Origin of the sequence: Vibrio sp. 1731, assembly GCF_033339955.1 — a bacterium.
Lineage (GTDB): Bacteria > Pseudomonadota > Gammaproteobacteria > Enterobacterales > Vibrionaceae > Vibrio > Vibrio alginolyticus.
The window spans coordinates 98,811-123,777 of record NZ_JAWOVO010000006.1 but is presented as its reverse complement, the minus strand read 5'-3'; the positions used below and the strand labels follow the sequence as shown (position 1 = coordinate 123,777).

At 44.1% G+C, this 24,967-nt stretch carries 10 protein-coding genes; 1 reads left to right on the top strand and 9 read right to left on the bottom strand.

The annotated features are described in order from the left end of the window. Positions 1 to 35: 35 nt before the first annotated feature. The 4 genes from R7035_RS09135 to R7035_RS09120 all read right to left on the bottom strand — a co-directional run bounded on the left by R7035_RS09135 (position 36) and on the right by R7035_RS09120 (position 19,034). A complete protein-coding gene (locus tag R7035_RS09135; RefSeq protein WP_318146102.1) occupies positions 36 to 4,778 on the bottom strand; it encodes an OmpA family protein in 4,743 nt (1,580 codons plus the stop codon). Further along, positions 4,775 to 5,899 carry a Tricorn protease domain-containing protein gene (locus R7035_RS09130; RefSeq protein ID WP_151515697.1) on the bottom strand — a complete coding sequence of 375 codons (1,125 nt, stop codon included), beginning with the start codon at positions 5,897 to 5,899 and terminating at the stop codon, positions 4,775 to 4,777. Before R7035_RS09130 ends, R7035_RS09135 begins: the two co-directional genes overlap by 4 nt. Before the next feature lie 72 nt (positions 5,900 to 5,971). Continuing rightward, positions 5,972 to 7,723, bottom strand: coding sequence for a hypothetical protein (locus R7035_RS09125; RefSeq protein ID WP_198556872.1), 1,752 nt, complete (start codon positions 7,721 to 7,723; stop codon positions 5,972 to 5,974). A 769-nt stretch (positions 7,724 to 8,492) separates the two neighbouring features. Next, a complete protein-coding gene (locus R7035_RS09120; protein WP_318146101.1) occupies positions 8,493 to 19,034 on the bottom strand; it encodes a tandem large repeat in 10,542 nt (3,513 codons plus the stop codon). Positions 19,035 to 19,287: 253 nt separating this feature from the next. Here R7035_RS09120 and R7035_RS09115 point away from each other — a divergent pair, with 253 nt between their 5' ends. Next, entirely contained in the window at positions 19,288 to 20,262 is a 975-nt protein-coding gene (locus R7035_RS09115) for a peptidoglycan DD-metalloendopeptidase family protein (protein WP_065275203.1), read from the top strand. Positions 20,263 to 20,415: 153 nt separating this feature from the next. On the opposite strand, the gene R7035_RS09110 is transcribed toward R7035_RS09115, so the two are convergent. The 5 genes from R7035_RS09110 to R7035_RS09090 are packed head-to-tail and all read right to left on the bottom strand — an operon-like array spanning position 20,416 to position 24,967. After that, positions 20,416 to 21,276: a (2Fe-2S)-binding protein gene (locus R7035_RS09110; RefSeq protein WP_318146100.1), complete on the bottom strand. Its 861-nt coding sequence runs from the start codon at positions 21,274 to 21,276 to the stop codon at positions 20,416 to 20,418. Further along, a complete protein-coding gene (locus R7035_RS09105) occupies positions 21,276 to 22,079 on the bottom strand; it encodes an ABC transporter ATP-binding protein (protein WP_186585428.1) in 804 nt (267 codons plus the stop codon). Before R7035_RS09105 ends, R7035_RS09110 begins: the two co-directional genes overlap by 1 nt. Next, positions 22,079 to 23,041 carry an iron ABC transporter permease gene (locus tag R7035_RS09100; RefSeq protein WP_318146099.1) on the bottom strand — a complete coding sequence of 321 codons (963 nt, stop codon included), beginning with the start codon at positions 23,039 to 23,041 and terminating at the stop codon, positions 22,079 to 22,081. The genes R7035_RS09105 and R7035_RS09100 overlap by 1 nt, the downstream gene beginning before the upstream one ends. Continuing rightward, the gene (locus R7035_RS09095) at positions 23,041 to 24,024 is read right to left on the bottom strand and encodes a FecCD family ABC transporter permease (protein WP_186585432.1); all 984 of its coding nucleotides are present in this window, start codon (positions 24,022 to 24,024) and stop codon (positions 23,041 to 23,043) included. The genes R7035_RS09100 and R7035_RS09095 overlap by 1 nt, the downstream gene beginning before the upstream one ends. Next, positions 24,008 to 24,967, bottom strand: coding sequence for an ABC transporter substrate-binding protein (locus tag R7035_RS09090; protein WP_047101249.1), 960 nt, complete (start codon positions 24,965 to 24,967; stop codon positions 24,008 to 24,010). The genes R7035_RS09095 and R7035_RS09090 overlap by 17 nt, the downstream gene beginning before the upstream one ends.

Genomic DNA, 24,967 nt, shown 5'->3' with positions numbered 1-24,967 from the left:
AAAAGAAAAACCGCCCGAAGGCGGTTTTTTTGCATCTAGGAAGGGTTATCAAGTGACTTTTCCAAGGGCTTGGGTGCTTGAGTTACCGCAGGTTGTTTCTCAATCCAATCTTTCAACCATTTCTTGCGTTGAGATTCGTTATACTGCTTCCAAGTTTCAGCCGCAGACTTGTCTACGCCTTCCTCTGTCGACTCTTTCTCAATTAACCAAGGCATATCACTAAAGAAATTACCAGCCAAAGCACTATCCGCATTTAAAGAAGGAATAGAAATTACAGCATCACGACCAATATCATAGTCATCAGCTCCATTTAATCCGACTTGTTTTAGATGAGCAACCGAAAGCTCCAAGTTCGCTTTACCACCAATTACACCACCAAACGGTCTTAGACCTTTTAACCTAACTCCCGTTGGTGCAACATATTCCAAGTTAAACCTCATGCAGTACATCGTATAGTTTTTGCTCTTAGATAGTTCATTCTCTTCAGTGAGACTACCTACAGCTTCACCTATAAACTCACTCATGGCATCAACTTGTTCTCGATGGTTTTCTGAAATAGATTCAGTAAACATCCATTCTTCGTTTTTATAGGCAAACTCACCAATATGATACATATCGGTGAAGTAAAGAGGACCTTTAACTGGCTTGCCATCATTTCCGTCGAGCGCCAGTTGAATACACATATTCACTGCTTCCCACGGCATACCCAAACGTTCATAAAGTGCTTTTTCATGACTCTCACCCAAAATCAGTACATAAATACTGGCAGGATCGTCTTTCTTTTTGTTTCCCCATGAGAAACCATCACGCCAGATATTATCAGCCGATTGGTACCACTTTCTTTCACTGAAAAAGTTCAAACCAGACGCTTTGGTGTCTATAGCCACCAATTGCTGTTTAATGCCATGAAGTATAGGGATGGTATTTTTGTCTCCCTCACCTGCCATTAAGGTAAAGCTCTCTACCATAAGGTCCTGTTCACGTAGACGCAGTTGCTGCTCTCCCAAGTAGGTATCAAGCAAAACCAGTCTAGTTTCTGTACTTAAAGCGCCAATTTGCAACTCATCTTCAGCATCATCAAACTTCTGCCCCAGACTGTACTCTTGTGGTAAATAAAAACTATGTTGCCCTTGATTTGTTCTAATTCCCAAGCAGTAACGCATATTTTGGAAGCCTCCGCCTTTTACATAGCGCTTAAAGGAATCCGCTTCTGCAAAATAGTCGCTTGGCTGACCCGATATCGCTGCTCCGGAAACTGCCATACTGAACATTGCATCAGAGAACATTAGCTTTGCTTTAGAGGTCATTGGTTTCATACCGTCGATCATCACATCACCGAAGCGGAATGAGGGAATATGCTCAATAGCAATCAACGTAGCGCCGTCATCAATCCCCTGTTGCTTGTAAAAAGCACTTATTCGCCCATCAGGATCAGTTTTGAAGTCACTAACCTTCATTGGCAGCATCCAGTCACTGAAAGCTGGGCCTTTAATATTTTCGAGCCCGTCAACGCGATCGTAGCCAATCGTAACTGGCTTCGCATACTTGTGTTCTTTTTTAAGTATCAACTGCACTTTCACTTTATCGTATGGACCTAGGCGACTGTTGCTAGATTGCTGAATCCAACTATCATATGACATCCATTCTGGTTCATCACTTTCAGTATAACGAGCTGACTGAACAAGTATTCGACAATAACCGATTTCATCTTTCTTTAACTCACTTCCCTGCGGGTTAAATGACTCGGTAAAGTTATCAAACATCGTTTCATTTGGGTGTTCAAACAACATGGTTTGTATCGGGAAGATTTGATTAAATGCACCTGACGCTTTAAAGCTATCCCTGTTTTCGGTTATAGAGAGATGAGAAACTTTGCTATTAGTTGTTATTGGAGCAGGCCAATGCTGCGCACCTTGTGGCATCTTTGTCGATAATTCGGTGTAGTACTCGTTATCACAACGGTTCTTCCAGTTAGCCGCTAAGGTGTTTCCTTTGATCGTATGTACAGACCAATCATCGCTCAAAATGTAGTTCTCAATGTATTCCTTCACCTTGTAACGCTCAACCAAAAACCTAAACGAGATATTAGAATTCCGTTTGGTTTGAGATCCTAGGTCAGCGAGTAATAACACTAAGCCATTAATAGCAAGCGCTCGTAGTTGGTAGCGTTTTAACACCTCCTTACGAACTTCTTCGCTCTCAAGGTGAGTAATGAGTTCCTGATAAGACCTACATTCAATACCTACATCTACCTTACTGCGTCGCAAATCGTTAAGTAACTCGATATGTATTTTTGCCAGCCTTTCAAGCTCACTGACAACCTCATGGCTTTGCTTTAACTCTTCTAGGAAGGAGTCCAACATTAAACTATCAATCACTTTCACCGCAGATATTGCTGTCTTTGAACCCTCTATGGCAAGCATAAACCCTCTTGCCGCAGGAGCTATAGCAGGAATATAGGAAGCGACGTCAACGACACTGTCAAAAATCGCCATTCGCAGTGCGACTTCTGCTTTATCTTGCGCAACCATCTCAGCTTCTAGAGCAAGCCTAGAGCGTTCCATTGCATGCGAGCCATAGCGACTGGGGTGAAAGAATATGTTCAGGGATTGCAGGTAAATACGGATTACAACCCGACGGTTTTGTCTTAGATTAGGGTTGTTGCGGTCGACTTTTTCACCTTGTTTGGGAACATAGACAGGTTTACTTTCACCAAAAGCGGCTACCGAAACACGACCTTCAAAAACAGGGAACTCCTTCATGAGCAGCTTTTTCGCATATTCTGCGCGCTCTGCCGAGACCTGCATATTTGCTTTCTCGGTACCGACTTGGCAAGCATGCCCTTCTATCTCTACTCTAAGGTTTGGCTCATTCTCTAAAACGTTGGCAAGAGAAGCAGCAAGCTGTTTAAATATAGGTGCATGATCCTTTAACTCTTTTTCACGCGAGTTAAAGGCAAATTCTATTTTTATTCCTGCGCCTCTAGAGCTATTTACGAGAATGGCGTCAATCTGATTGCCAGATTGATCACGCGCATCTTTTAAAGCCTGTTCTAGTTTTTCTTCCTGGATATGGTTAGCTGTCTTCCAAACTGGAATTTGAGCAAGGTAGTCTTTTGTAACTTCTTCTGTTCCTTGCTCTGCTTTATCAACCTTTTTATTTTGATTAACCAGCTGTTTAGCTTTTTTATACAAACTAAGTGCTGTCAATCCCGTTCCGAAGCCATTAAAACCAACGGTTTTACCACCAGAAAGCCAAGCTTCCGCAACTCGCCCGGCAACCACACGTCGGTTACCCAGACGTGATTCTAAAGAAAGTGCTAGTGCGCTTGACCGAGCTTCATTGGTGTTAAAAACCTTATCGTGAAATAGCGCCTTCCAACCAACACCCGCGATAGCTGGAGTGTGGAGTTCCTGCAACTTATCAAGCGCTTCTTTCGTACTGTAAATACCGTAATACAATTCGCCCGCCGCTTTCATCGCAGGCGGCATCTCGGACTTAACTGCATCCCAATACAGTTTCGAGACGTTATTAAACACCGCTTGGCGGCCATCACGGTCTAAAGTGTCTTGCAAGCTACCGCTCAGCAGCCCTGCTCCTAGCTGAGCAGACACATCTCGGATATTCTTGAGTAACGCAATACTTCTTGAAGCGGGCGTATTGGCAGTTACACCTTGTACATTACCGTGAAGATAATGTTTCATATTTCCAAAGTACTGAGGGTATTGATAAATCAAGGATTCCTCAAGGGAGATCATATCGCCACTGACAATAGCAAATTTCCCTAACGGAGTGCTTGAAGAAAAGGTAATCTGTTCACGTAGCTCGTAAGTGTAGACTGTATCTAAGCCTTCAGAAAATTGCTGAATATGAGCGTCTTTAATGAACTGTGGAACGCCATTTTTCATCTGGCTTGGAATAAATTCGACACGGATACTGTATAAGCCTTCTTTAAAATCAGCAGGATCAACATGAAACATCGCGCATGGATATTGCTTAGCATTTTCTTCTGAATGCTCATCTTCAGGTAATGCCGCTTGTACTGAAGAACCTATCGTTTTGTATGCCCCACCTTCTTTGGTTGAGTCAAATTTTTGCAAAGTAACCGTCGCACTTTCATAACCTTGATCAGAAAAAACCACAGCGCAACTCGCCACAACAGGTAAAACGAAGCCTTTTAGTGTCTCTCCCGATTCAGTTACATCTTCATACCACTTGTTATATTCTGCCTGTTCTTCGCTGAGCCCCCCGTTCGCAGCTGGTTCGTAAGGCTTAGCCAGTTGTTCAATGCTGATCTCTGTCAAGGTGAGTTTTGCTTCGCTGTTTTCCAACTGGCTACTCAAATCTGCAACTTTTGTAGCTAACTCTTTGGGGTTTAACTCAGAAAGTGAAGCTATTAAAGGCAAGGGTGGAAAGCGGAAAGTGAAGGTCTGCTCACCCTCTTTGGGTAGATCCCTACCTAAAGCATGAATTGTGTGCTCTGGTGTCAGGACCTCAAAAGCCCCATATTGATCTGGCTTTCCATTACCCAGTGAACATAACTTAAATTTATGGTCGGTAGCCCAAAGCTTAGGGCTATCGCTATCGGTGACGTTAAGCATCGGCACTTTCGCTAACGGGCGAAGATTAGTCACGTCTTTATTTTTAAGCAAGCTAGGCTCTTCGTGCCAAGTTGGATAGACGTTTTTTCTACCCTCCTGAGTTGCAGGAAAATAAGCACCAAACAAATAGTAATTGGCACGCAAAGGTATCGCGTTACAGGTATCATGAGTGCTCACAGTTCATCCCCTTTAACAAAATCACCATTGTTGGCAAAGGCATTGTAAAGAGAAGAATTACTGGCACTGTGGCCCGTCCCTATTTGCTCCCATTTTAAATAAGAACCAAATTCTTTATTTTCTTTTAGTTTACTGAGGATGGCCCGTGCCGCTCCATCCCGAGCATAATTCGCATCTTTACTCAAAATCTCAAAATAGCGCAGTTTACCTACCGCTCGCGGTACGATTTCTTCTGATTGGAAGGTTCTACTTTGGGTATCAATAAGATAACGGTGCGTTCTAGTTTCGGCCCAAGAATAGCGCCCCGTTGGGCTAATTGATTTCTTACGAAAACGGGCTTCATCTGCAGAACGTGAACTATCCGGCACTATCGAGTAAAGCTCCTTTCCCGTGCGCTCATCAAAGACACCAACCCCATATTCATCGACCATATAACGCTTGCCATCATAAATCACGGAGTACTCATTAAACTCTGTGTCTACTTGCTGTTTGTCGCCTGTCGCTAAGGTGTACTTCCAGTCTTTAAACTTGTCTACGTAGTAAAGATAGCTGCTGTCTTCAGCCCATAGAAACTCTGGGTAGCCACGTGAACGACCTAGTTCAATATACTCACCCGTCTTAAGATCTTTAATTACTTTAAACATCCCTTCTGAGGCCGAATAGGCCAAAGCCAAGTAGCGATTATTTGGAGAGACACGCATTAGACGAACTTTGCCAACAAACTCATCTGCGACCAGACGCAAGTCCGTCCCATCCGTTTTGATACTCCACACTTTATCCCTTTGATCATAGTGGTCTTTCGCTTCATTTCGGGCGTTATCCCAACGAAACACTACACGTGGTAAATCATAAGAGCCTTCATTGGTGAGATCTTCACGTGGCCATTCTTTAGCTTTAAAAATAAAGTGTTTAGGTTTACCCGTCTCTTTGTCATAAATAACGTAATTGTTTTCTGTGATATAAACACGACCATCTTCCCACTGTTGAGCATTTTTTTCTGCGATTCGGTCTTGAACCGTCTGAGGTTTTGGCGCGTGTTGTTCAGGTTCCTTGGCCGATTCTTGATTACAGCCAGATAAGACCGCTAAAGTAATCAAGCATAATGTATGACGTAGATTCATCTTATATTCTCTTCGTTATCTTTCTCGATCGCGTTTAATGGTGTGACAACGCAACCCGAATAAGTTGTTTTGTTAACTTGTCTGATCTTTTTTCTTATAAGCCAGTAAATCCGCAATGGGTGTTTGAGCAAAAATGATCGTTTTATTATCTCTTCCGTGATGACTATTGCCCTGATAACCACGGAGAAGATCCACTTCTTTAACCTCTGCAGGCCAACCAGTAAAACGAATCAACCTAGAACCATTCTCTTTTTTTATACATTGGCGCAAGCACACTCGCTGCGACCAATCACCATCGCTTTGCCTTAACTCAAAGTAATCATCTGACTCGTCCAGCGTCGTATAACCCGGATATTCGAAAACTATCTCGACAGATTTAAGTAAATACACGATCGCTACATTTTTATTTAGCTGGCTTCGTAACATTGCGTATTTTTCAGGTTTTGAGGTCGCAGCACTTGGTAATACTGAGAGCAGACGAACAGAACCGTCTCCAATTTTAAAGCTTTTCTCGCTGCTATAATGGTCAAGATCAGTGACTTTTATGGCTTTAGTTCCGGGATCACTTTCTAGTTCAGATAGTTCACTCTCGCTCAATCGTTTACTGTTATAAGCCAAATATACTTCTTGAGGCTCACCTTTAATCTTGTAAGGAAGCCATATATGCGGGAGAGGGTAACCTTGCGCGCTCCGCTCCACTGGGCTAGAAGCATTAATAGGGCTCAAATTTGTTTCAATCTTTTCTTTGATTTGTGGCTCATAGCCAGTCATGACTATCTCAACTTCTTCCTCAACTAAGTTGAACACTCGAGCCTCTCCAGAGCCATTCAAAGAGCCTTCACTTACCACCTTGCCGTTCTGCACGATTTGGAAAGGCTCATAAGCGAAAACACCGCCTGTTTCAGGATTGGTCATATAGATATCGGCGTGCCTTTTGGGTCTAGAGCCTTCACGAACACTATTAATGTCCGTATCTGAAAAGTAACCATTTTCCGTAATTGCCACTTCGCGCCAAATTTTATTGTTCCAAACAACATACACGTAGCCTGATTTAAACACTTCTGCAGCTTCATCTGATTTATCGCTACCAGGGAAGTGCAGCGGAACCACAGGCACCAACACGTTGTCCCACTCATCCATTTGAGTTTCTTTATCAACGGGTTGCAGGTCTTCGGCGAGTTTAAGCAAAATTGGCTGAGGCTGGTCAGTGCAAGGGATTTTGATATAGAGCGTTTTGCCCTCAGCTTCGAGATCTTTAAATATCGCGAGGCTGCGGTGTTTGTTTTCTGTATCAGCCTTGCCTACAGTCACTTTTTCTTTTTGTGCTTCGGTTTTTCCCAACATCAAACATGCCGCGTTGCTAGACCACTGCCCTGCAAACTCGACAACGATTTTTTGATCTGGGCTTGGCTCAGAGGGGACATGCGTGTAACTACGAACTAAAGCAACATCGTCGGTAACCTGCTTGTACCCTGCTTTAAAAGCTTTGCTTTCATTCGAAGCTGATACAAAGTCAACGAGTGATTTAAGTCTAGGGAAGCTTTGCAGCTGAGAGTCCGTCAATGGCGAACGACGAGCAACGGTAGATAATGACACCCAATTGCCTTTCCCCAATTCGATTCTTATCGCAGCTAGCAATGCGCTGGTCGTTTTTTTGGCAGAGATGGAAATCTTTTGCGCCAATTCTTTAGGGAGGTTTCTAAGGATGTCATCTGAATTTCGCAAACGCGAAAGCTGTCCTATACACTCGTCCGGTGTAAGAACATAAGATAGCTCGTTGGAGGATAGCTTCGAGCTAGGTATAAATTTGCAAACTAAATGCATTTGAATTCTCCACAACCAACATCGTAAATATGGCTGCGGTGACAATTAAGCTGATAAGGCTTACAAGTACGATTTGGTCCGCGTATCCTACTTACTTAGCCATTTATTTTCAACGAGATAGAAAAATCGCCCGAAATCAAAAACACCAAAAAAAATGGTGATTTTTACTATTAAAACATGCGATTTGGCCACAATAAAAGCCAGTAACATCACCCACTCTGTCAAAATGGTAAAATCTTACTATCTAAAAAAAATTTAATTTATGGACTGAAGTTAACAAAAATCGTAGTAACGTGCGCTTCAGGTAAGCACGAGGAAATTCAGAAGTTTATGAGGTGCCCTCCTCAGCAACAAACAACAAATTGACTGTTACTGAGGAAGTTTAAATAAAAAGGTGAGCGCATTACGCACTCACAAAAGTAACTGCTCTGAAGCTTGCTAGGATTAAATTTGCTTCATCGCGAGTTAAAGAGGTGAGGTATTACCCATCGACCTCATGCAGAACACTATACTCAGAGTATAGAAACGATCGTAAATATATAATATTTAAAAAGATTTTCAACGCGACACATTCACCACAGCACCTGCCGAGCGACCATCACAATCACTTCATACACACCTAAAAGCAACATTGGCCTAGTTATTATAGTTATTCAGCCTTGTATTAAGACGATTCATTAATTCGAGTAACTTATCAATAAAGGCAATTATTTTGATAAATATCACAAAAAGTCCCAAAGAAATAAAGCGAGCTAAACGCTCGCTTTATTTATGCCGCATTTTTTAAAGTTTTGTTCTCACTAAAATATCGGTTGTAAACAGCACCTAAGGAGGCTGTACTTGCGAAACGATCATAGTTAAATGTTGCTTGAGCCTCTTCGGCAGAGGCGGAAAGCTTGTTGGTACCATTTACATAAATCGTCACTACCCCCTCCTTCAGTCCTGAAAGATCTAAATCAGTTGTCCATGAGTCTGAAAGCACGGTAGCCATACCTGTGGCTTCTGTACCATCAGCGTCGACTGCTTTAATATCTATGAACTCACCATCTTCAAACCGTTCACTGCTACCACTTACTGTCATGCTTTCCACTCCAGTAACATCGTTGATAACGTCTAGGTGTATTGTCGGTGTAATTGGCATGGAGTAAGCCGTGTTCTGACTACCGGTATTCCCTGATAAGTCTTGGTAGTCACGAACAACCAACCCCACATTGAGCTCCGACGTGCTTGGTACCACCACATCACCAGTCCAAACACTTGGGTCCGCGGTTGCCATTAATGAGGAGATCGTCGTGCCACCTAACTCCGCCGCTGCGGATTGCAGATCTTTATCGAATTCCAGCGTTACCGTCACGCTTTGGCCGATGGCTTGGTGCTCAGGCGTAAACGTCACGTTAGTCAGTGTTGGCAGAGATTGCGCGAGTGTAAAGCTCTGGCTTTCACTCACTTCAATGCCCGCTGAGTTCGTCCCCGTCACCATCACGGTATAAGTACCATTGGTTTGATGACTCATATCAATCGCGTCACTGGTCCAAATGCCACCGGCTTGTACCGTTGCGCTGCTGCTTTTCAATACCATCGCGCTGCCTTGGGCTTTCACTTCAAGACGCAGGGACTGACCGTCAAAACGTGTCGACGTGCCTTCGAATTGTAGCGTGGCGGCATGCGTTTCATCCACATTGCCCACTGGCGTAATAGCTAAAGTTGGCGTGATCGGCATGGAGTAAACCGTGTTCTGGCTACCGGTATTTCCTGATAAGTCTTGGTAGTCACGAACAAGCAACGCCACATTCAGCTCTGACGTGATTGGTACCACCACATCACCAGTCCAAACACTTGGGTCCGCGGTTGCCACTAATGAAGTGATCGTCGTGCCACCTAACTCCGCCGCAGCGGATTGCAGATCTTTATCGAATTCCAGCGTTACCGTCACGCTTTGGCCGATGGCTTGGTGCTCAGGCGTAAACGTCACGTTAGTCAGCATTGGCAGAGACTGCGCCAGTGTAAAGCTCTGGCTTTCACTCACTTCAATGCCGGCTGAGTTCGTCCCCGTCACCATCACGGTATAAGTGCCGTTGGTTTGGTGACTCATGTCCATTGCGTCACTGATCCAAGTGCCACCAGCTTGTACTGTCGCACTGCCGCTTTTTAGTACCGTCGCGCTGCCTTGGGCTTTCACTTCAAGACGCAGGGACTGACCGTCAAAGCGTGTCGACGTACCTTCAAATTGTAGCGTGGCGGCATGCGTTTCATCCACACTGCCCACTGGCTTAATAGCTAAGGTTGGCGTGATCGGCATGGAGTAAGCCGTGTTCTGGCTACCGGTATTCCCTGATAAGTCTTGGTAGTCACGAACAAGCAACCCCACATTGAGCTCCGACGTGCTTGGTACCACCACATCACCAGTCCAAACACTTGGGTCCGCGGTTGCCACTAATGAAGTGATCGTCGTGCCACCTAACTCCGCCGCAGCGGATTGCAGATCTTTATCGAATTCCAGCGTTACCGTCACGCTTTGGCCGATGGCTTGGTGCTCAGGCGTAAACGTCACGTTAGTCAGCATTGGCAGAGACTGCGCCAGTGTAAAGCTCTGGCTTTCACTCACTTCAATGCCGGCTGAGTTCGTCCCCGTCACCATCACGGTATAAGTGCCGTTGGTTTGGTGACTCATATCAATCGCGTCACTGGTCCAATTGCCACCGGCTTGTACCGTCGCACTGCTGCTTTTCAATACCGTCGCGCTGCCTTGGGCCTTTACTTCAAGACGCAGGGACTGACCGTCAAAACGTGTCGACGTACCTTCAAATTGTAGCGTGGCGGCATGCGTTTCATCCACATTTCCCACTGGCGTGATGGCTAAGGTCGGCGTGATCGGCATGGAGTAAACCGTGTTCTGGCTACCGGTGTTTCCTGATAAGTCTTGGTAGTCACGAACTAGTAACGCCACATTCAGCTCTGACGAGTCTGGTACCACTACATCACCAGTCCAAACACTTGGGTCCGCGGTTGCCACTAACGAGGTGATCGTCGTGCCACCTAACTCCGCCGCGGCGGATTGCAGATCTTTATCGAATTCCAGCGTTACCGTCACGCTTTGGCCGATGGCTTGGTGCTCAGGCGTAAACGTCACGTTAGTCAGCATTGGCAGAGACTGCGCCAGTGTAAAGCTCTGGCTTTCACTCACTTCAATGCCCGCTGAGTTCGTCCCCGTCACCATCACGATGTAAGTGCCATTGGTTTGGTGACTCATATCCATTGCGTCACTGGTCCAAGTGCCACCGGCTTGTACTGTCGCGCTGCTGCTTTTTAGTACCGTCGCGCTGCCTTGGGCTTTCACTTCAAGACGCAGGGACTGGCCGTCAAAACGTGTCGACGTACCTTCGAATTGTAGCGTGGCGGCTTGCGTTTCATCCACATTACCCACTGGCGTAATAGCTAAGGTTGGCGTGATTGGCAATTCGTGAGCGGTGTTATCCTCACCTATGTTGCCAGTCAAATCTTTAAACTGACTAACAACCAAGTCGACACTTAACAGCGCGGTGCTCGGAACTTGTACATCACCAACCCAGACCTTTTTATCTGCCGTTACTGACAGAGAACTAATGCGATTGCCGCCAAGCGTAGCGGTCGCCTCTTGGAGCTCTTTATCAAACTTAAGCGAGACACTCACGCTTTGCCCCACGCTCTGATGCTCGGGGTTAAATGTCACATTGGTCAGTTTTGGTAAGGTTCCTTCAACCGCGATACTTAAACTGCTTCCTTTTCCAGGAATGGTGTTGATACTTTGGTAGCTATCATCCTCTACCTGTATTGTTATGTTTTTATCTTGCTTTTCTGGACTGATGTAATTAACCGTCCACGTAACGTTGTCTGAAGTGGACCAAGTATCTTGTTTTAACGTTCCTGTTGCACCGCTATCACTAGCGACAAGATGGACATCTGAGACATCAAAGTTCGTAACTTCTTCTGTAAAGTTAAACGCAAGCGTAATCTCTTGGCCTCCAAAAAGAGGGGCGCTTGAGGCGGTAGAGATACTTAGCCCGGGAACGGTTGCCGCTTCCACATGCGCGTCAATAGAACTTTCACTCTTGTTATCCACCTTGTCTGTTGCTGCCACCGTGATCGTATGATCGCCTTTCGGTAACAAATAGCTTATGACATAAGGCCCCGCTTCAGTTGTCGGTTCAGTAATCGCTTGAGGAGCCACTGTGCTACTACCACTCACCGCTTTTGACGTGACGAGATTTAAATTTTTATCTGTAATGTATGCACTAATTTCTAGTTGATACTTATCGTTTGTCGGCACCTTAGAGGTTTGATTAGCACTTAAGCCCGAAATACTTGGAGCGTCATAATCAACAATAGACTCGATAACCTTTCCATCATAACTTTTTCCTAGTAATTCAAAGCTTGTATTCTCTCTTCCAACTGAGTCCGTCACCGTCACCTTAAGGGTATATGACCCTTGGTTATCGACGGCAAAGTTCATCATTCCATTACCACTAGATGAGATAACATCACCTGAGTAACGCAAGGAATCACCGAGGCTTGGAATAAGCTCCACAGAATATTGTGAAGCTTTCACTCTTTCTCCTTCCACCGTAGATACCGTAAACGGCTGGCTTGCCTTGGTTAAAAACAGTTTCCCACCCTGCAAACTCGTAATTCCATCGAAATCAACTGTGACTTTAGGAACACTAATATCAATGACTTTTCTGATATCAGAATACAGTCCGACGCTATCTGTCGCTTTGATGTCTACTGTGATTGAACCACGCCCCTCTAACTGAGATTTCGGTAGTTCAAAGTACGTAGATGAACCATTCCCATCCTCTACTCTTTCTTCTTGATAACTCGGGTTTAAAACCGAGTAGTTTACTTTTTCGAGGCTGCTACCAGTGTCCGTTATGTCAAAACGAAAACGAACATTATCAGGATTTGTTGGCGATTCGGTTACGATAATCTCATCGCCAACACTTGGAGGTGTGTTGTCAACTTTAATATCAACGGTCGCTTCACCGACTCTCGACCACACATCCGTTGCTGTAATCGTTGTCCTGATCGTTTTTCCATCCGCATCGCTAGGAAGTTCACTCGTAAATGTTGAACACTTGTAAGTTGGATCATCTGCACACACCTCTAATTGCGCAAACTTCTCCGGATTATCTTTATAGTTGTAGGATTCCGTTCCAAACCTGGCCGTCACATTGTCTAGTCTAGAGTTTTCATACAGCTTAATTCTGAATTTGGCGACAAGCTGCTGACCATTAATGGTTGTGTTTCCAACCGGATCAGTAATTTCAACGACTACCGAACCTTTAGGTAATTCAAGCAGTAGATCGTGCTCTGGCGTCAAGTTTCCTGCTAAATCAGATAAGTTCTTGATTTTGTATTCTTGAGTTGTACTCAGGCCATCAATAATATCGGCATAGGATTCAGAATACGTACACTTGATATTTCCAACACCTTTGGCACAAGTCGTTGGTGTATAAGCTTTGTTGCCAAGATTACGAACCAACTTTGGATATTCATCTGAACTTTCGGTATTCACGCCTGATAAAGCATCATTGAAAGAGAGCTCAAATGTGAGCATCTTCTTCTTCAAAGCTTCATCAAACCAAACATCACTTCCTTTAAAACTGTATGAGTTACCATCTACGACTGTCGGTGCATCAATATCCACCATCGAGAAATTGAACTTGTTGATCGTTTCACGCCCATTTGTACCCAAGGTTTTAGTGATCAAAGTAACAGGTGCTTTGGTCATGTTTTGCCCAACATTGACACTACAACTGTAAGGTTCTTGCGATACGTTGATAACACCAGAAGTTGGTTGCTCATTAGTTGGTGGCGCATCTAGAGAGTTGTATTCTTCACGAACCCAACACTCTAACGTTTTGGCTTTGACCGCACTCAATGTAGTAAAGGTGACATCAAGAACACCATCAGATAAGTAATTTTGGAAGTCCAGCGGGCTTTCAACTGTTAGAACCACGCCTTCACGCTGTACGCTAAAGGTTTGGTTTACTTTTCCAACCTTTCGGTCTTTTTCATCAAGGTAACGAACTTTGTTATAAACTTTGATATCAAGTTCATAATTACCATCTTTGGCAATTTGTGTAGAAAGCAACGTTGCAGTCCAAGTGCCATCTGCGGTTTCTGAGAACGTAAAGTTAGTCCCGTTTTGCTCTCCAGAGAATCTATAAGTTGAGTCAATTCGATCAACGCCACTATCATCAACAATATCAAGCGTCAGTACGATATTTCCATCTTGATAGATGGTGTTGTTTGTAATTGGCGTTCCATCCGTGTAACTCATCGCCAGCGTCACCTGCGGGATTGAGTTGTACACTTTGACGGTAAAATCTTGCTCATCACTGGTTAAGGTTGTGTTGCCACGAACATCAGACCCTTTTAAACGAACCTTGTGTGTACCCGTACCTAAATCACCAAGGCTCACTTTGAGATCCTCATTGATTTTTGTACCGGGAGAGCCAGGTAATGGTTCCAGATCGCTAAACGTCCAATACTCTAGGCTTTCTCGATTTACGCCATTAATTGAAACATCACCGTTTGCATTTAGGTCTAGCGCCGTTAGGTCAAAGACATAGTTACCTAAGTAGTAGTCATTCGCATTGAAACCACTTAAGCCTAATGTTGGCCCATCACGATCAAGAATAACCTTGTGCGTGTTAGAACTAGACTCAAAACCATAAATATCGGTTGCTTTTACATACAATGACGTTGTTTTTTCATCTTCAGAAATGTCTATTTTATCTGTGTCACTCTTGATAAGAGACATGACAAACTCTTTAGATGAATCCGTTGGCACAATTGTCTTAATTGGCGAATCTTTACCACTTTGATACAGCGAGACTTGCTCAAGGTCTGAGTCGTCTATTACGGATTTAAATCGCACGTTGAACTCACGCCCTATGACATAGTTCTCTTTGGACAATGTGTCTTCAACCCAAGGTGTATTTAGGATGATTTCAGGGCCTTTGTTATCGACTTGGAATGTGAATTTCCCTGTTGTACTAACATTGGCAGGATAAGCGTTGTCCGTCGCAGTGACGTAAAACTCATTCCATTCATCGTAATCAAATGCTTTTGAAACCAGTTGGACTTTGACGTCAGGCTGTTCACCAACTAGGTATGGTACGTCACACACCTCTGTTAGAGGGTCACAGCTTTCTAATGTCAGAGCCTGACCAGATCCGCGGCGCAAATCTATTTTTACGTTATTGCCAGAGCTTAACGTCCCCCAATCAATGACAGGTGTCCATTGGTTATTACCACCTAAACGGCTTTGAACCTGCTCACTTTTTACAATAGGAGCTTCAGAGTCGATACGAATATTGAATCTCGGAGCGGTGCTAGTTAACTCTGAAACGGAGTTACCTAAGTTGTCCTCTGCTGCTGCAACAACTAACCAATCTCCATCACCAGGATAAATCGTAGAGCCTTGATTTGAACAAATCTCGCCCGTACATAGTTTGACTTTAAACTCGTCTTTCGAGTTACTTGCAAAGTTTTCTGGTGTGTATGTTACTTTTTCACCGGTTTGCTGGTAGAAAACAAGGCCCCTCGAGGCAAGCTTATCACCAACAATATCCTCAACGTTGAAGGTTAATTCATGAGTATTGTTCGCATTTAAATAAATACCGTTTTCTACAGGTTTACCATCGACATCATTGGGTGGAAGGTAACTGGCCTTAGGGAAGTCGTTATCAATAAACACCGATTCTATAAACGGAGATTTACCATTGTAACCATACGCATTGCCATGTGGGTCCATAGCACTGGTCTCCACGGCAAACTCTATAATATCTTTTAGTTCACTAGACTGGGAGTTAAGGGTGAAGAAGTACTCTTTTCGATAAGCATTGCTGCTGTCTGAGTTTTCTACGATGTTGATGTCCAGTGGTATTTCAATATTTGGCTCATTGGCTTGATACCACATCGTGCTAAACTTCGGGCCGTGAGCGTCGGTTCCTACAATACCAGAAGGATCGTCTAGGACAATTTTAGAAACAACCTCGCCAGCGATATAAAGCCTATTACCAACCATCGTCTCTCTACCGCTTTCAATGGTTAATTTTGGCTGCGGAGGCAAGGTATCGATACTGCTACCCTCTGTATCAAAAATGTTCTTACCATTTAAGTCAGGATTAGCCATCGAAATATCATCAGCATAGAGCTGCGCGATATTGGTCTCAATACCGTATTTGCTCGCCATGATTTCATAATAGGATTGCGCCAGATCTTTTCGGTAAGTTTCGGCGCCAAACGTGTAAGAATCGAGCGTAACTTGACTTCCTCCTGCCCCTACACCATTTGCTTTTCCATCGTAGCTAAAATCATCGTAAATAGCAGATGCAAAATCTAATGAGTTATTTCTTGGCATTCTCTCGGCAATACTATCAATTGCTTCAACAAGGAATCGGTGTAGATAGTCATTTGATGGCTTGTCTGGAATCGCTTTAGTCGTAAGCATTTCATTGGTTGCATAAGACACAACCGTTGGGTCAAACCCAAAGAATGAGTTGTTATTCGTACCTGATAACGCGTAGCGCACCTCATCGAGAATTTGAATCGCACGTTCTGAAGTTTTCTCTCCCGCTGTCACTTGATCCCACTGGAAATCAAACAAACCAGTCTGATATGTCGATAGTTCAGTAATATAGTAAGTTTGAGAACCTTTGAGCTTAAAATACACACCAATATTGGCCTTGTTTAAGTCAACCGTTACTTTCTTGGTCCCTGGAGCTCTTTTCCATTGGTAATAGTATGGCTCACTGCCTTCGATACCAATTAAACGAACACGCATGAAATCATAATTCACTACGTCAGTTGTGGTTTCACAGCTCGCTACGTCAAGAGCCATGGACTGGTCACTTTCCAGTTGCTGGATAGTGGTACAACTTGCAAGTGAAGTGAATTCACCACTTGGGCTCAACCCTTCAAGTTGAGCTCGCGCACCAATAAATGGTGTCACCACTTTTATCGTTGGTAGGTCAAAGCTACTTCTAAAATATACTTCTCTTGGAGTGCTTTCGTTATCAGACTCATCGACGGTTTGAATGACTAACTTTTGACTACTGTTTTCTGATACCGATTTAAAGCTGTCACCCAAAATATCTCTTACAAACGGAATGTAATAAATGACATCCTCAACTCGCCCATTGCTATCTAACACCGTTTCGTGCGGAATTTTCGCGATGTAATCGTCATCTGATGCGGTTGTGTCAATAACTTGCTGAAGTGAGTAGTTGTTATCGTTGTTTTGGCTTACGTAGTACTTGACGACGAGCTTTAGCTTATTAGCGTTGGAGCCTAAAACCGTATCGGTATTTACGTCTGAAACTTTCACACGAACATAAGGGATTTTATTCTCTTTCAATAAATTAGCGTTGAAGTTACTAAAATCTATCCCTTTTAATGAGTTCTGAATCCCTAAACTTGCGTACGCATAGTCAATCTTCAGGAAATCGCGGCTTGCTTGAACATTGTCTGGGGTGTACGTATCTTGAGAGTAGATACCATCGTAAGTGGTTCGTTCACCATCTAAACCCACATTTACGTACGTCATTGACGTACCTTCAGGATAGGTTATCGTCTGTGCTGGCGCTTGATCGTCACGACTTACTGCATGCTGCGCAGAGCCCGTATTGCCTTTGCTATCCTTCGCTCGAACCTCAAAGACCGTCGTAGATAGGAATTCATCAGTTGGGTAAGCCTTACTAAACTCACAAGCATTTCCAGACTCTACAGTGACAGGAGAACATGTGACGCCCTCATGTAAGCCATCTTTAAATGAAATACTGACCGAACTAATCTCTTGCGAGCTTTCTTTTACAACTCCTTTCAGAACGTATTCTTTAAGTTGGTTATTAATTGCACTCGCCGATGTAATATCGATAACAGGCGCATCGTTATCCCATTCAAAGTTGATATGAAGACCCGAATGGCTGCCTGGAATTAACTCATTACCCAGTACATCCGCTGTATACAAGACTAACCGTGCTGCTGTTACGTTTGAGAGCCCTGTGGCAGGGTTCATATCTACACTATCGATCTCTTTGGTATTAATGTTAACTTTAACGTTGGTCTCTCGAAGGCCAACTTCAAAATCATCAAATTCAACCGAACAGAATGTGCTTCCAAAATCTTGTATGTCGTTACATTGAAATTCACCAGACCAAGAGCCATTAATCTGATACTGAATAAAGGCGGATACGTCTTCTACACCAATATCATCAACAATTTTTAGATCAACTTTATCGGTGCCAGCAAGTACATCACGGTCAATGCGTGTCACGATAGGCGCTGTGGTATCAATCTCCGTCCCATCTCGCGGTGGAATGACGCCATCTGTACTGCCATATGTACCTAAGTCATTAAGCTTCTTACTAAAGTCGACATAGTCGGCAGCATCAGTACCTGAAATATTGATACTTGGGTCGTTTACCACGATCAAAACGTGCTGAGATAAGTCACGTGTGTAAACGTCGCTGTTTATCTTTTTCTGTCCAAAGCTGAGGGGAGTCACTGCTCCTGAAGTCTTGCTCACTTCAAGACCATCAAGAACACCATCTGCAATAACATCCCGATATTGGATGTCAGCGAAGTGCATCGAAGTGTAGACGTTATCGCTGTTGCCGTATTTTTTTATAAGATCGTAAGAGTAAGACGAGTATGCTGTTAATAAAGCGCCGTATTGATGCCCAGTACTAGCAAAACTGCTTTGCCCACCTTTGGTAATATCAATAGGTTTGGTCTCGTTTACGTCAAAACCATACATGCTATTGATACTATCCAAAGCAGTTGAAAAGGCACTCTCATCTGTGGCCCCCTGGGAAATTTTGTACTTTGCCAAGCCTGCTGCCAAGTTCGACAGCGGAGTAAGCATTAACTTTTGCTCACTCCCCTCTTTAAAGTTCACAACACCTTCAAATTTAAGTGTCTTCGCATTACTCACAGATACCGTTTCATTTGTAAACGGATCGGTATAACTCCCCTCTTTTGCAACAACAAAAAGAGGCATTGACGAAGATTCAAACTCTAGCAGATAGTTTCCGAAGGCATCAGACGTTGTGTTAGCCAACTTCCGACCTAAGTTTCCATTTTTGAACTCGAAAACCTCAATCTTGGCGCCATTGACTGGGGCGTCAAACACCATACCGGAAATGCTTCCTTTGCTTCTAGCTGGCGGTGTGTTGTCTCCTCCATCACCACCACCACATGCACTCAATAAAAGAGATGTAAGCGTAAGACCTAATGTTAATTTCAGCGTATTTTTAGCGAACATAGTAATTTGGCAAAATATATTTTCCCGAGATTATATTATTGAAAAATATTTTCTCAACGTGACATTAACACCAACAAAATAGGCATAAACACCAAGCCAACCATCACTTTGACTGAATTATTAAAATTATTTTTACATCCTATAATTATTAACTTAGTGAAAACAGAGGAATTACTCATGCTTTAATGCTAGTTTTTATTTAAAATATTATACTCTACGCACAACTGTCAGTATTGATAAACCAACAAAACTAATGACTATTTTAATAATAAAAAGGAGTGTGCAAGCTCCTACCGTAGCCCTTATCACTACTGCGTTAATCATATTGATTAGCGTATCGCTTTCTCACTACTTCCTCACTCCTGTGGATAGGCTACCTACCATCAAGCCTTTAGAATTCGAAAGTGAGAATGTGCAGCCACCAATTAATAAGAATACTCGTAGGCAAAAAATCACTATCGGTGTTGTTGAATACTCTTTTGTCGCTTCATTATTAAAATCAGGAGTGAGTCAAAAAGAGATCAACTTGCTATTAGCACATATCAAAAGCAAGTTTAATATTATTGACTCTATTAAAAGAGGTGATAACTTTATCTTAAGAACTAAATTAAATAGTAAAAACGAAACTTACATTAGTTCTTTTTACTATTTAGGCAGTAAAACTGATTTATTTATTATCAATGATGGTCACGGTAACGTATTTGATGAGCATGGTGTGTCGATAAATAATCAGTTCATGTTTTCTTCACCCTTTGATAAAAACTACAGAGTGAGCTCTGACTATGACTTAAAGCGAACACATCCAGTGACCAATATAACGACTCCGCACTTAGGCACTGATTATGCCACACCTGTAGGTACACCGATTCGTAGTATTGCTGATGGCATCGTTTTAAAGTCCCGCTACAACCGTTTTGCCGGCAACTACATTAATATCCGCCACACAAATGGCTCTGTATCACGCTACCTACACTTATCTCAGCGCAACGTCCATGTTGGTGAGAAGATCAGCCGAGGACAAGTGATAGGGAAAACGGGTAACACAGGAAGAACAACAGGGCCGCATTTACACCTTGAACTGCACATCAATGGTATTCCAATTGATTACGAGCGATACATTCAAAGGCACCCAAACGCTGACGTAAATATAGAAATGCTGATTGCAGCGAGAAAAGAAAAAGCAGAGTTAACAGCGGAATGGCAACGGTATGAGCAGTCAAATAGGTAACAACAGTCACTTCGATTCGTGTATTCTTCCTACTGCCATTTATCCGCAACTACAGTAGACCATAACTTTGCTCTAAATCACATAAAACCTTTTCAAATAAGCGACTTTTACTGAAATTACATGTGGTCAATAAAAAATGATAATTTATCGATTTTACTGAAATAACCCAAGCATGTTCATACGCATGATGTTTTCTTGGATTTCTGAATCGTGCAAGTTACAGGTTGAGCACTTCTCTTTGCCTTCAATTTTGTATTTCAGACAGCACGTTTCTCGTCTCACGTAGAGCTTTTGAAAGCCATTAAAGGTCACCTTTTTTACCGTGTTTAACTCACCGCCTTTTGGTGTTACCGCGTTAAATAGGTTTTGCTGCCACTTTGATGCCGCTTGCACGTCTAGATCTAACCTGTCATTGGCTAATGGTTGATGCGCAAGTTTAGAAAACGCCAAATCACACGCGTACAAGGCATTCCCCCAAAACACTTTCGGGCTAACTTTCTGCTTTTTGTACAACGGCACCAATGGCTCCGAGAGCGTCGTAATGACTTGCGCAAGTTTCTCATCTAAAGCCAGTTCTGACTCCACTTGCATCGCGTTTTCGTTGCCAGCCTCAAGAGCAAAGAAAGGCGTTGCACTCAACACTTCAATGCTTGCGATACGATGGTCTTCACCAATGGTCAGATACAGATCATCGAGTGTTAACTGCAACACGCGATCAAACACCACACGGTGACCGACCAGCGACGTCAACAAAATCGCGTTGAACACTTTCTGCCAGATAGGCACGGCAAAAGGCAGCTTTGCCTCAATAGAGTTTGCGTAATCTTGCACAACAGCAGGAAAATCACGCTCAAACCATTCACTGGCTTTAATGCCTTTCGGCTGTTCAACAAAACGTAAGCGGAAGAAAGGTTCGTGTCGATTCAAGATGGCTTGCTGCTCGGTGATGCTCAGCGTTTTAACATTCTCAGGCAAAGCCACCAAAGTACGAAACTGATTAAACAGGTTTTCCATTAACGCGCTTCCTCACGAACATAAGCTTTTGGTAAACAGTAAACGTAGCCATCAATGACTTCCATTTTTCCTTCCACTTTAAACACCGATTCAAGGGTCGATTCAGTGAGCACATCCAAAGGCGATCCCTGTTTTAAAATCTGACCTTTTTTCATTAGTACCAGTTCATCGCAGAACTGCGCAGCTTGGCTCAGTTCATGCAGAACATAAACAATGGTTAAGTTGCGTTCCTTGTTCAACTTATCGAGTACTTCGAGTAACTCGAGTTGGTGACCTAAATCGAGATAACTGGTTGGTTCATCTAGCAATAACCACTGTGCTTCTTGCGCCAAACACATCGCCAGCCAAACGCGCTGACGCTCACCACCCGACAACGTACTCACTACACGCTTTTCGTAACCAGACAACCCGACAGAAGCAAGCGACTCAGTCATCACTTCTTGGTCACGCTCACTATTGCCCTGATACCACTTGCGATGAGCAACACGACCAAGCGCAACAAGCTGCTCAACCAATACACCTTCTGGTGCCGTAGGATGTTGAGGCAGAATCGCAATGTGTTTAGCGAGATCTTTAAGCTTCCATTGGTTAAGCGCTTTGCCTTTAAAAGTCACGTCGCCTTTTTTCGCTTTTATCGCACCGGTTAAGGTCTTCATCAGCGTACTTTTACCGCACCCATTTGGACCAATGAACGCCGTTACCTTACCTTCTTGAAGACGGATGTTCACATCGTTCAAGATCATCGTATCGTTGTAGCCTGAGGTGAGCGATTGCCCTTCAAGCCCTTTTGAAGATAGGGTCATTATGAGTGTTTCCTTAACAAGAAGAGGAAAAATGGCACACCAAGCAGTGCGGTAATCACGCCCGCTGGAATTTCGGTTGGGAACAGTAAGTGTTTGGCTAAAACATCTGAAAGTGCGAGGAAGCCAGCGCCGAAAGTCAAAGTCATAAACATGGTTCGCAAAGGATCATTCGCACTGAGCAAACGTGCAATGTGCGGAATCACCAATCCCACAAAACCAATTGGCCCAACGGCTGAGACGGCGGGCGCGGTAATAAATACTGTGCCTAACAAAATCCCCAAACGCAGCAAAGCACCGTTGATACCAATGCCACGCAAAATCGCGTCATCGTAGCGTACCCATTTCAATGGCAAATACACCAAAATAATGAACGCTAAACAGGCCAAGAACCAAGGCAAAAGATAACTCACTTGTTCCCAACCTCGGCCGTACATACCACCCGCCATCCATTGCAATGCGATATCGGTTTTACCCTGACCAATAGTGAAGATTAGCGCCGAACTCAACGCGCCAAGAATCGCCGTGATCGCTACACCTGTGAGTAGAGTGAGACTGGTATTTCCGATTCGGCTAACGATCAAAACAGGAATCGCACTGAGCAAACCACCCGCCATTGAAAGCAGCAGCAACGCGCTTTCTGTGGTGATATTCCAATTAAACCAAGCGGGCAACAAAATCGCACAAACAGCACCAAGAGAAGCACCAGCGTTCACCCCTAAAATACCGCTGTCTGCCAACGGGTTTTTGAGGGTGGTTTGCAGCAATAAGCCTGATACTGCCAGCATCATACCCGCCATAATCGCCAGCAAAAATCTTGGTAACGTTAGCGACCAAAATGGGTGGTAAGTACCGCGAGTAATAAACAGTTCACCTGCTTGTCTAAGCTCTGGGTTAGAAGCGATAAACAGTGCAGGAGCGAACACCAGCAAAGCCAAGCAAGGGAATAAGAAACGCGTTTTCATTATTTCCCTCTCAGCTCACGAACAATCAACATAAGAAACCAAGGCGCACCTAAAGTCGCGGTAATGACGCCAATCGGAATTTCCAACGGCATAAGCAGGGTTCGAGAAAGGAGATCTGCTGCGGTAACGAGTGCCGCACCAATCAAAGCTGCACCGCCAAGTCCCAACCCCATCATGCGAGCGAGATGAGGGGCAACAAGGCCAACAAAACCGACAGGACCAAATGCACCAACCGCAACCGCAGTAAGCACGACAGAGACAAAACCAAACGCCAATCTATAACGGTTAATCGCGATACCTAAACCACGAGCAACCGTGTCATCCAGCAGTAAGTAACCACGCTGTCGATGTGTCACCGCAAGCAATATAAACGCAGGAATGACGGTATAAACAAGCGGCGTAAACACCGACCAATTCGCGCCTGCGTTACTGCCCGTTAACCAGAAAAACAGTGACTCACTGTCTACGCGATCCGACAGAAGAATGTAGGTCACCGCTGCTTGGCAAAACGCACTCACGGAAATGCCAGCTAACGCCAAACGCGCTGGTGTGACGCCCTGTTTCCAACTAATGGATAAGGTAATGGCACCGCCAAGCAAACCACCTACAATCCCCCAAAACAACGTTGGCAATGGCAGCAAAAACATGGTCGCCGTCAACACGCTAAGCGCTGCGCCAGACATCACACCGGTCAGGTTTGGAGACGCTAACGGGTTGCGAACGATGTCTTGCATGAGCGAGCCGGATACCGCCAACGCCGCCCCACCAAAGAGTGCGATCAAGGTACGAGGTAAACGTAGTTCCCAAAACACTAAAGATGCTTGGCTGCTTGAATCAGGAATCAAAAACGCCATGATCTGCTGGGCATCAAAATGGTAAATGCCACTCGACAAAGACACATAAACCACAGCTAGTAACAAAGCCGTCGCCAAACTGCGAACCATCACCGCACTTGGTTTGGTTATCCTAAGAACATGAGCCATTGATCACCTCATAAACTCGTTCAACAGAAGGCGCAGGGAAAAGATCGGGATACACTTTGTGGGCGATATCCATCGCGACCCAAATTCGTGAAAGTGGCCCTTCTGGCTCTCGCCATGTCATATCAACCAAGTAAACTCGATTGTTCTTCACCGCTTTTAGGCTTTGCCAAATTTTCGATTCGGTAAATTGTGGCTCGGCGTTCTGGTACATAAAAATCACATCGGGATCGAGTTTTACCAACCACTCAAGACCCACTTGCCCAGAAAAAGGCGTTTTCGTCGCGTACGGCGAGTCACCATTCGCACTTCGGATATTCAATTTTTCCATAAGAGCAACGGACATAAAGTGTGAGTAGTATGCTCGCGGAGTGACGCCTGCACTTGTCAGAAATAAACCAGAAAACTGTCTATTACCGAGCTTTGATTGCATTTCATCAAGAAAAGTCTGAAAACACATATTTAGTGATTTCCCTTGCTCTTCTCGCCCCATTGCCATGCTTGCACGCTCTACCGCAGAAAAACTGTCTTCTAAAGTAATCAAATCAAAACCGAGAGGCGGTGCGATTTCGACGAAGCGCTGATAGTAAGGCTCTAACATTCGCCCCAAACCAACAACCAAATCTGGCTTCGCATCGTACAAAGCTTCAAAGCTGGTTCTTGAACGATTACCAAGACTTGGCACGTCATTTAAAGCAGAAAGATAAGGAGGAAATCCACCAGGATAATCGGATACACCAACAGGCTTCTCACCCATTGCTATTACTAGCTCTGCACCAAAAGTAGACACGCTTGCAACACGCGGGAAATGGGTCACATTCGACGTCGAAATAGTATGGTCTAGATCATCGACAACTGATGCGTTTAATCCACTTGCATAAGCAAGCTGAATAGACAGCATTTGGCTAATTATTGAAATGATAACGACTGCTGTAAAACTGCCCAT

Coding starts and splice junctions, on each gene's coding strand:
- R7035_RS09110 (WP_318146100.1), bottom strand. CDS start 21,276: ATGGAAAACCTGTTTAATCAGTTTCGTACTTTGGTGGCTTTGCCTGAG.
- R7035_RS09105 (WP_186585428.1), bottom strand. CDS start 22,079: ATGACCCTATCTTCAAAAGGGCTTGAAGGGCAATCGCTCACCTCAGGC.
- R7035_RS09100 (WP_318146099.1), bottom strand. CDS start 23,041: ATGAAAACGCGTTTCTTATTCCCTTGCTTGGCTTTGCTGGTGTTCGCT.
- R7035_RS09095 (WP_186585432.1), bottom strand. CDS start 24,024: ATGGCTCATGTTCTTAGGATAACCAAACCAAGTGCGGTGATGGTTCGC.
- R7035_RS09125 (WP_198556872.1), bottom strand. CDS start 7,723: ATGCATTTAGTTTGCAAATTTATACCTAGCTCGAAGCTATCCTCCAAC.
- R7035_RS09120 (WP_318146101.1), bottom strand. CDS start 19,034: ATGTTCGCTAAAAATACGCTGAAATTAACATTAGGTCTTACGCTTACA.
- R7035_RS09115 (WP_065275203.1), top strand. CDS start 19,288: ATGACTATTTTAATAATAAAAAGGAGTGTGCAAGCTCCTACCGTAGCC.
- R7035_RS09090 (WP_047101249.1), bottom strand. CDS start 24,967: ATGGGCAGTTTTACAGCAGTCGTTATCATTTCAATAATTAGCCAAATG.
- R7035_RS09130 (WP_151515697.1), bottom strand. CDS start 5,899: ATGAATCTACGTCATACATTATGCTTGATTACTTTAGCGGTCTTATCT.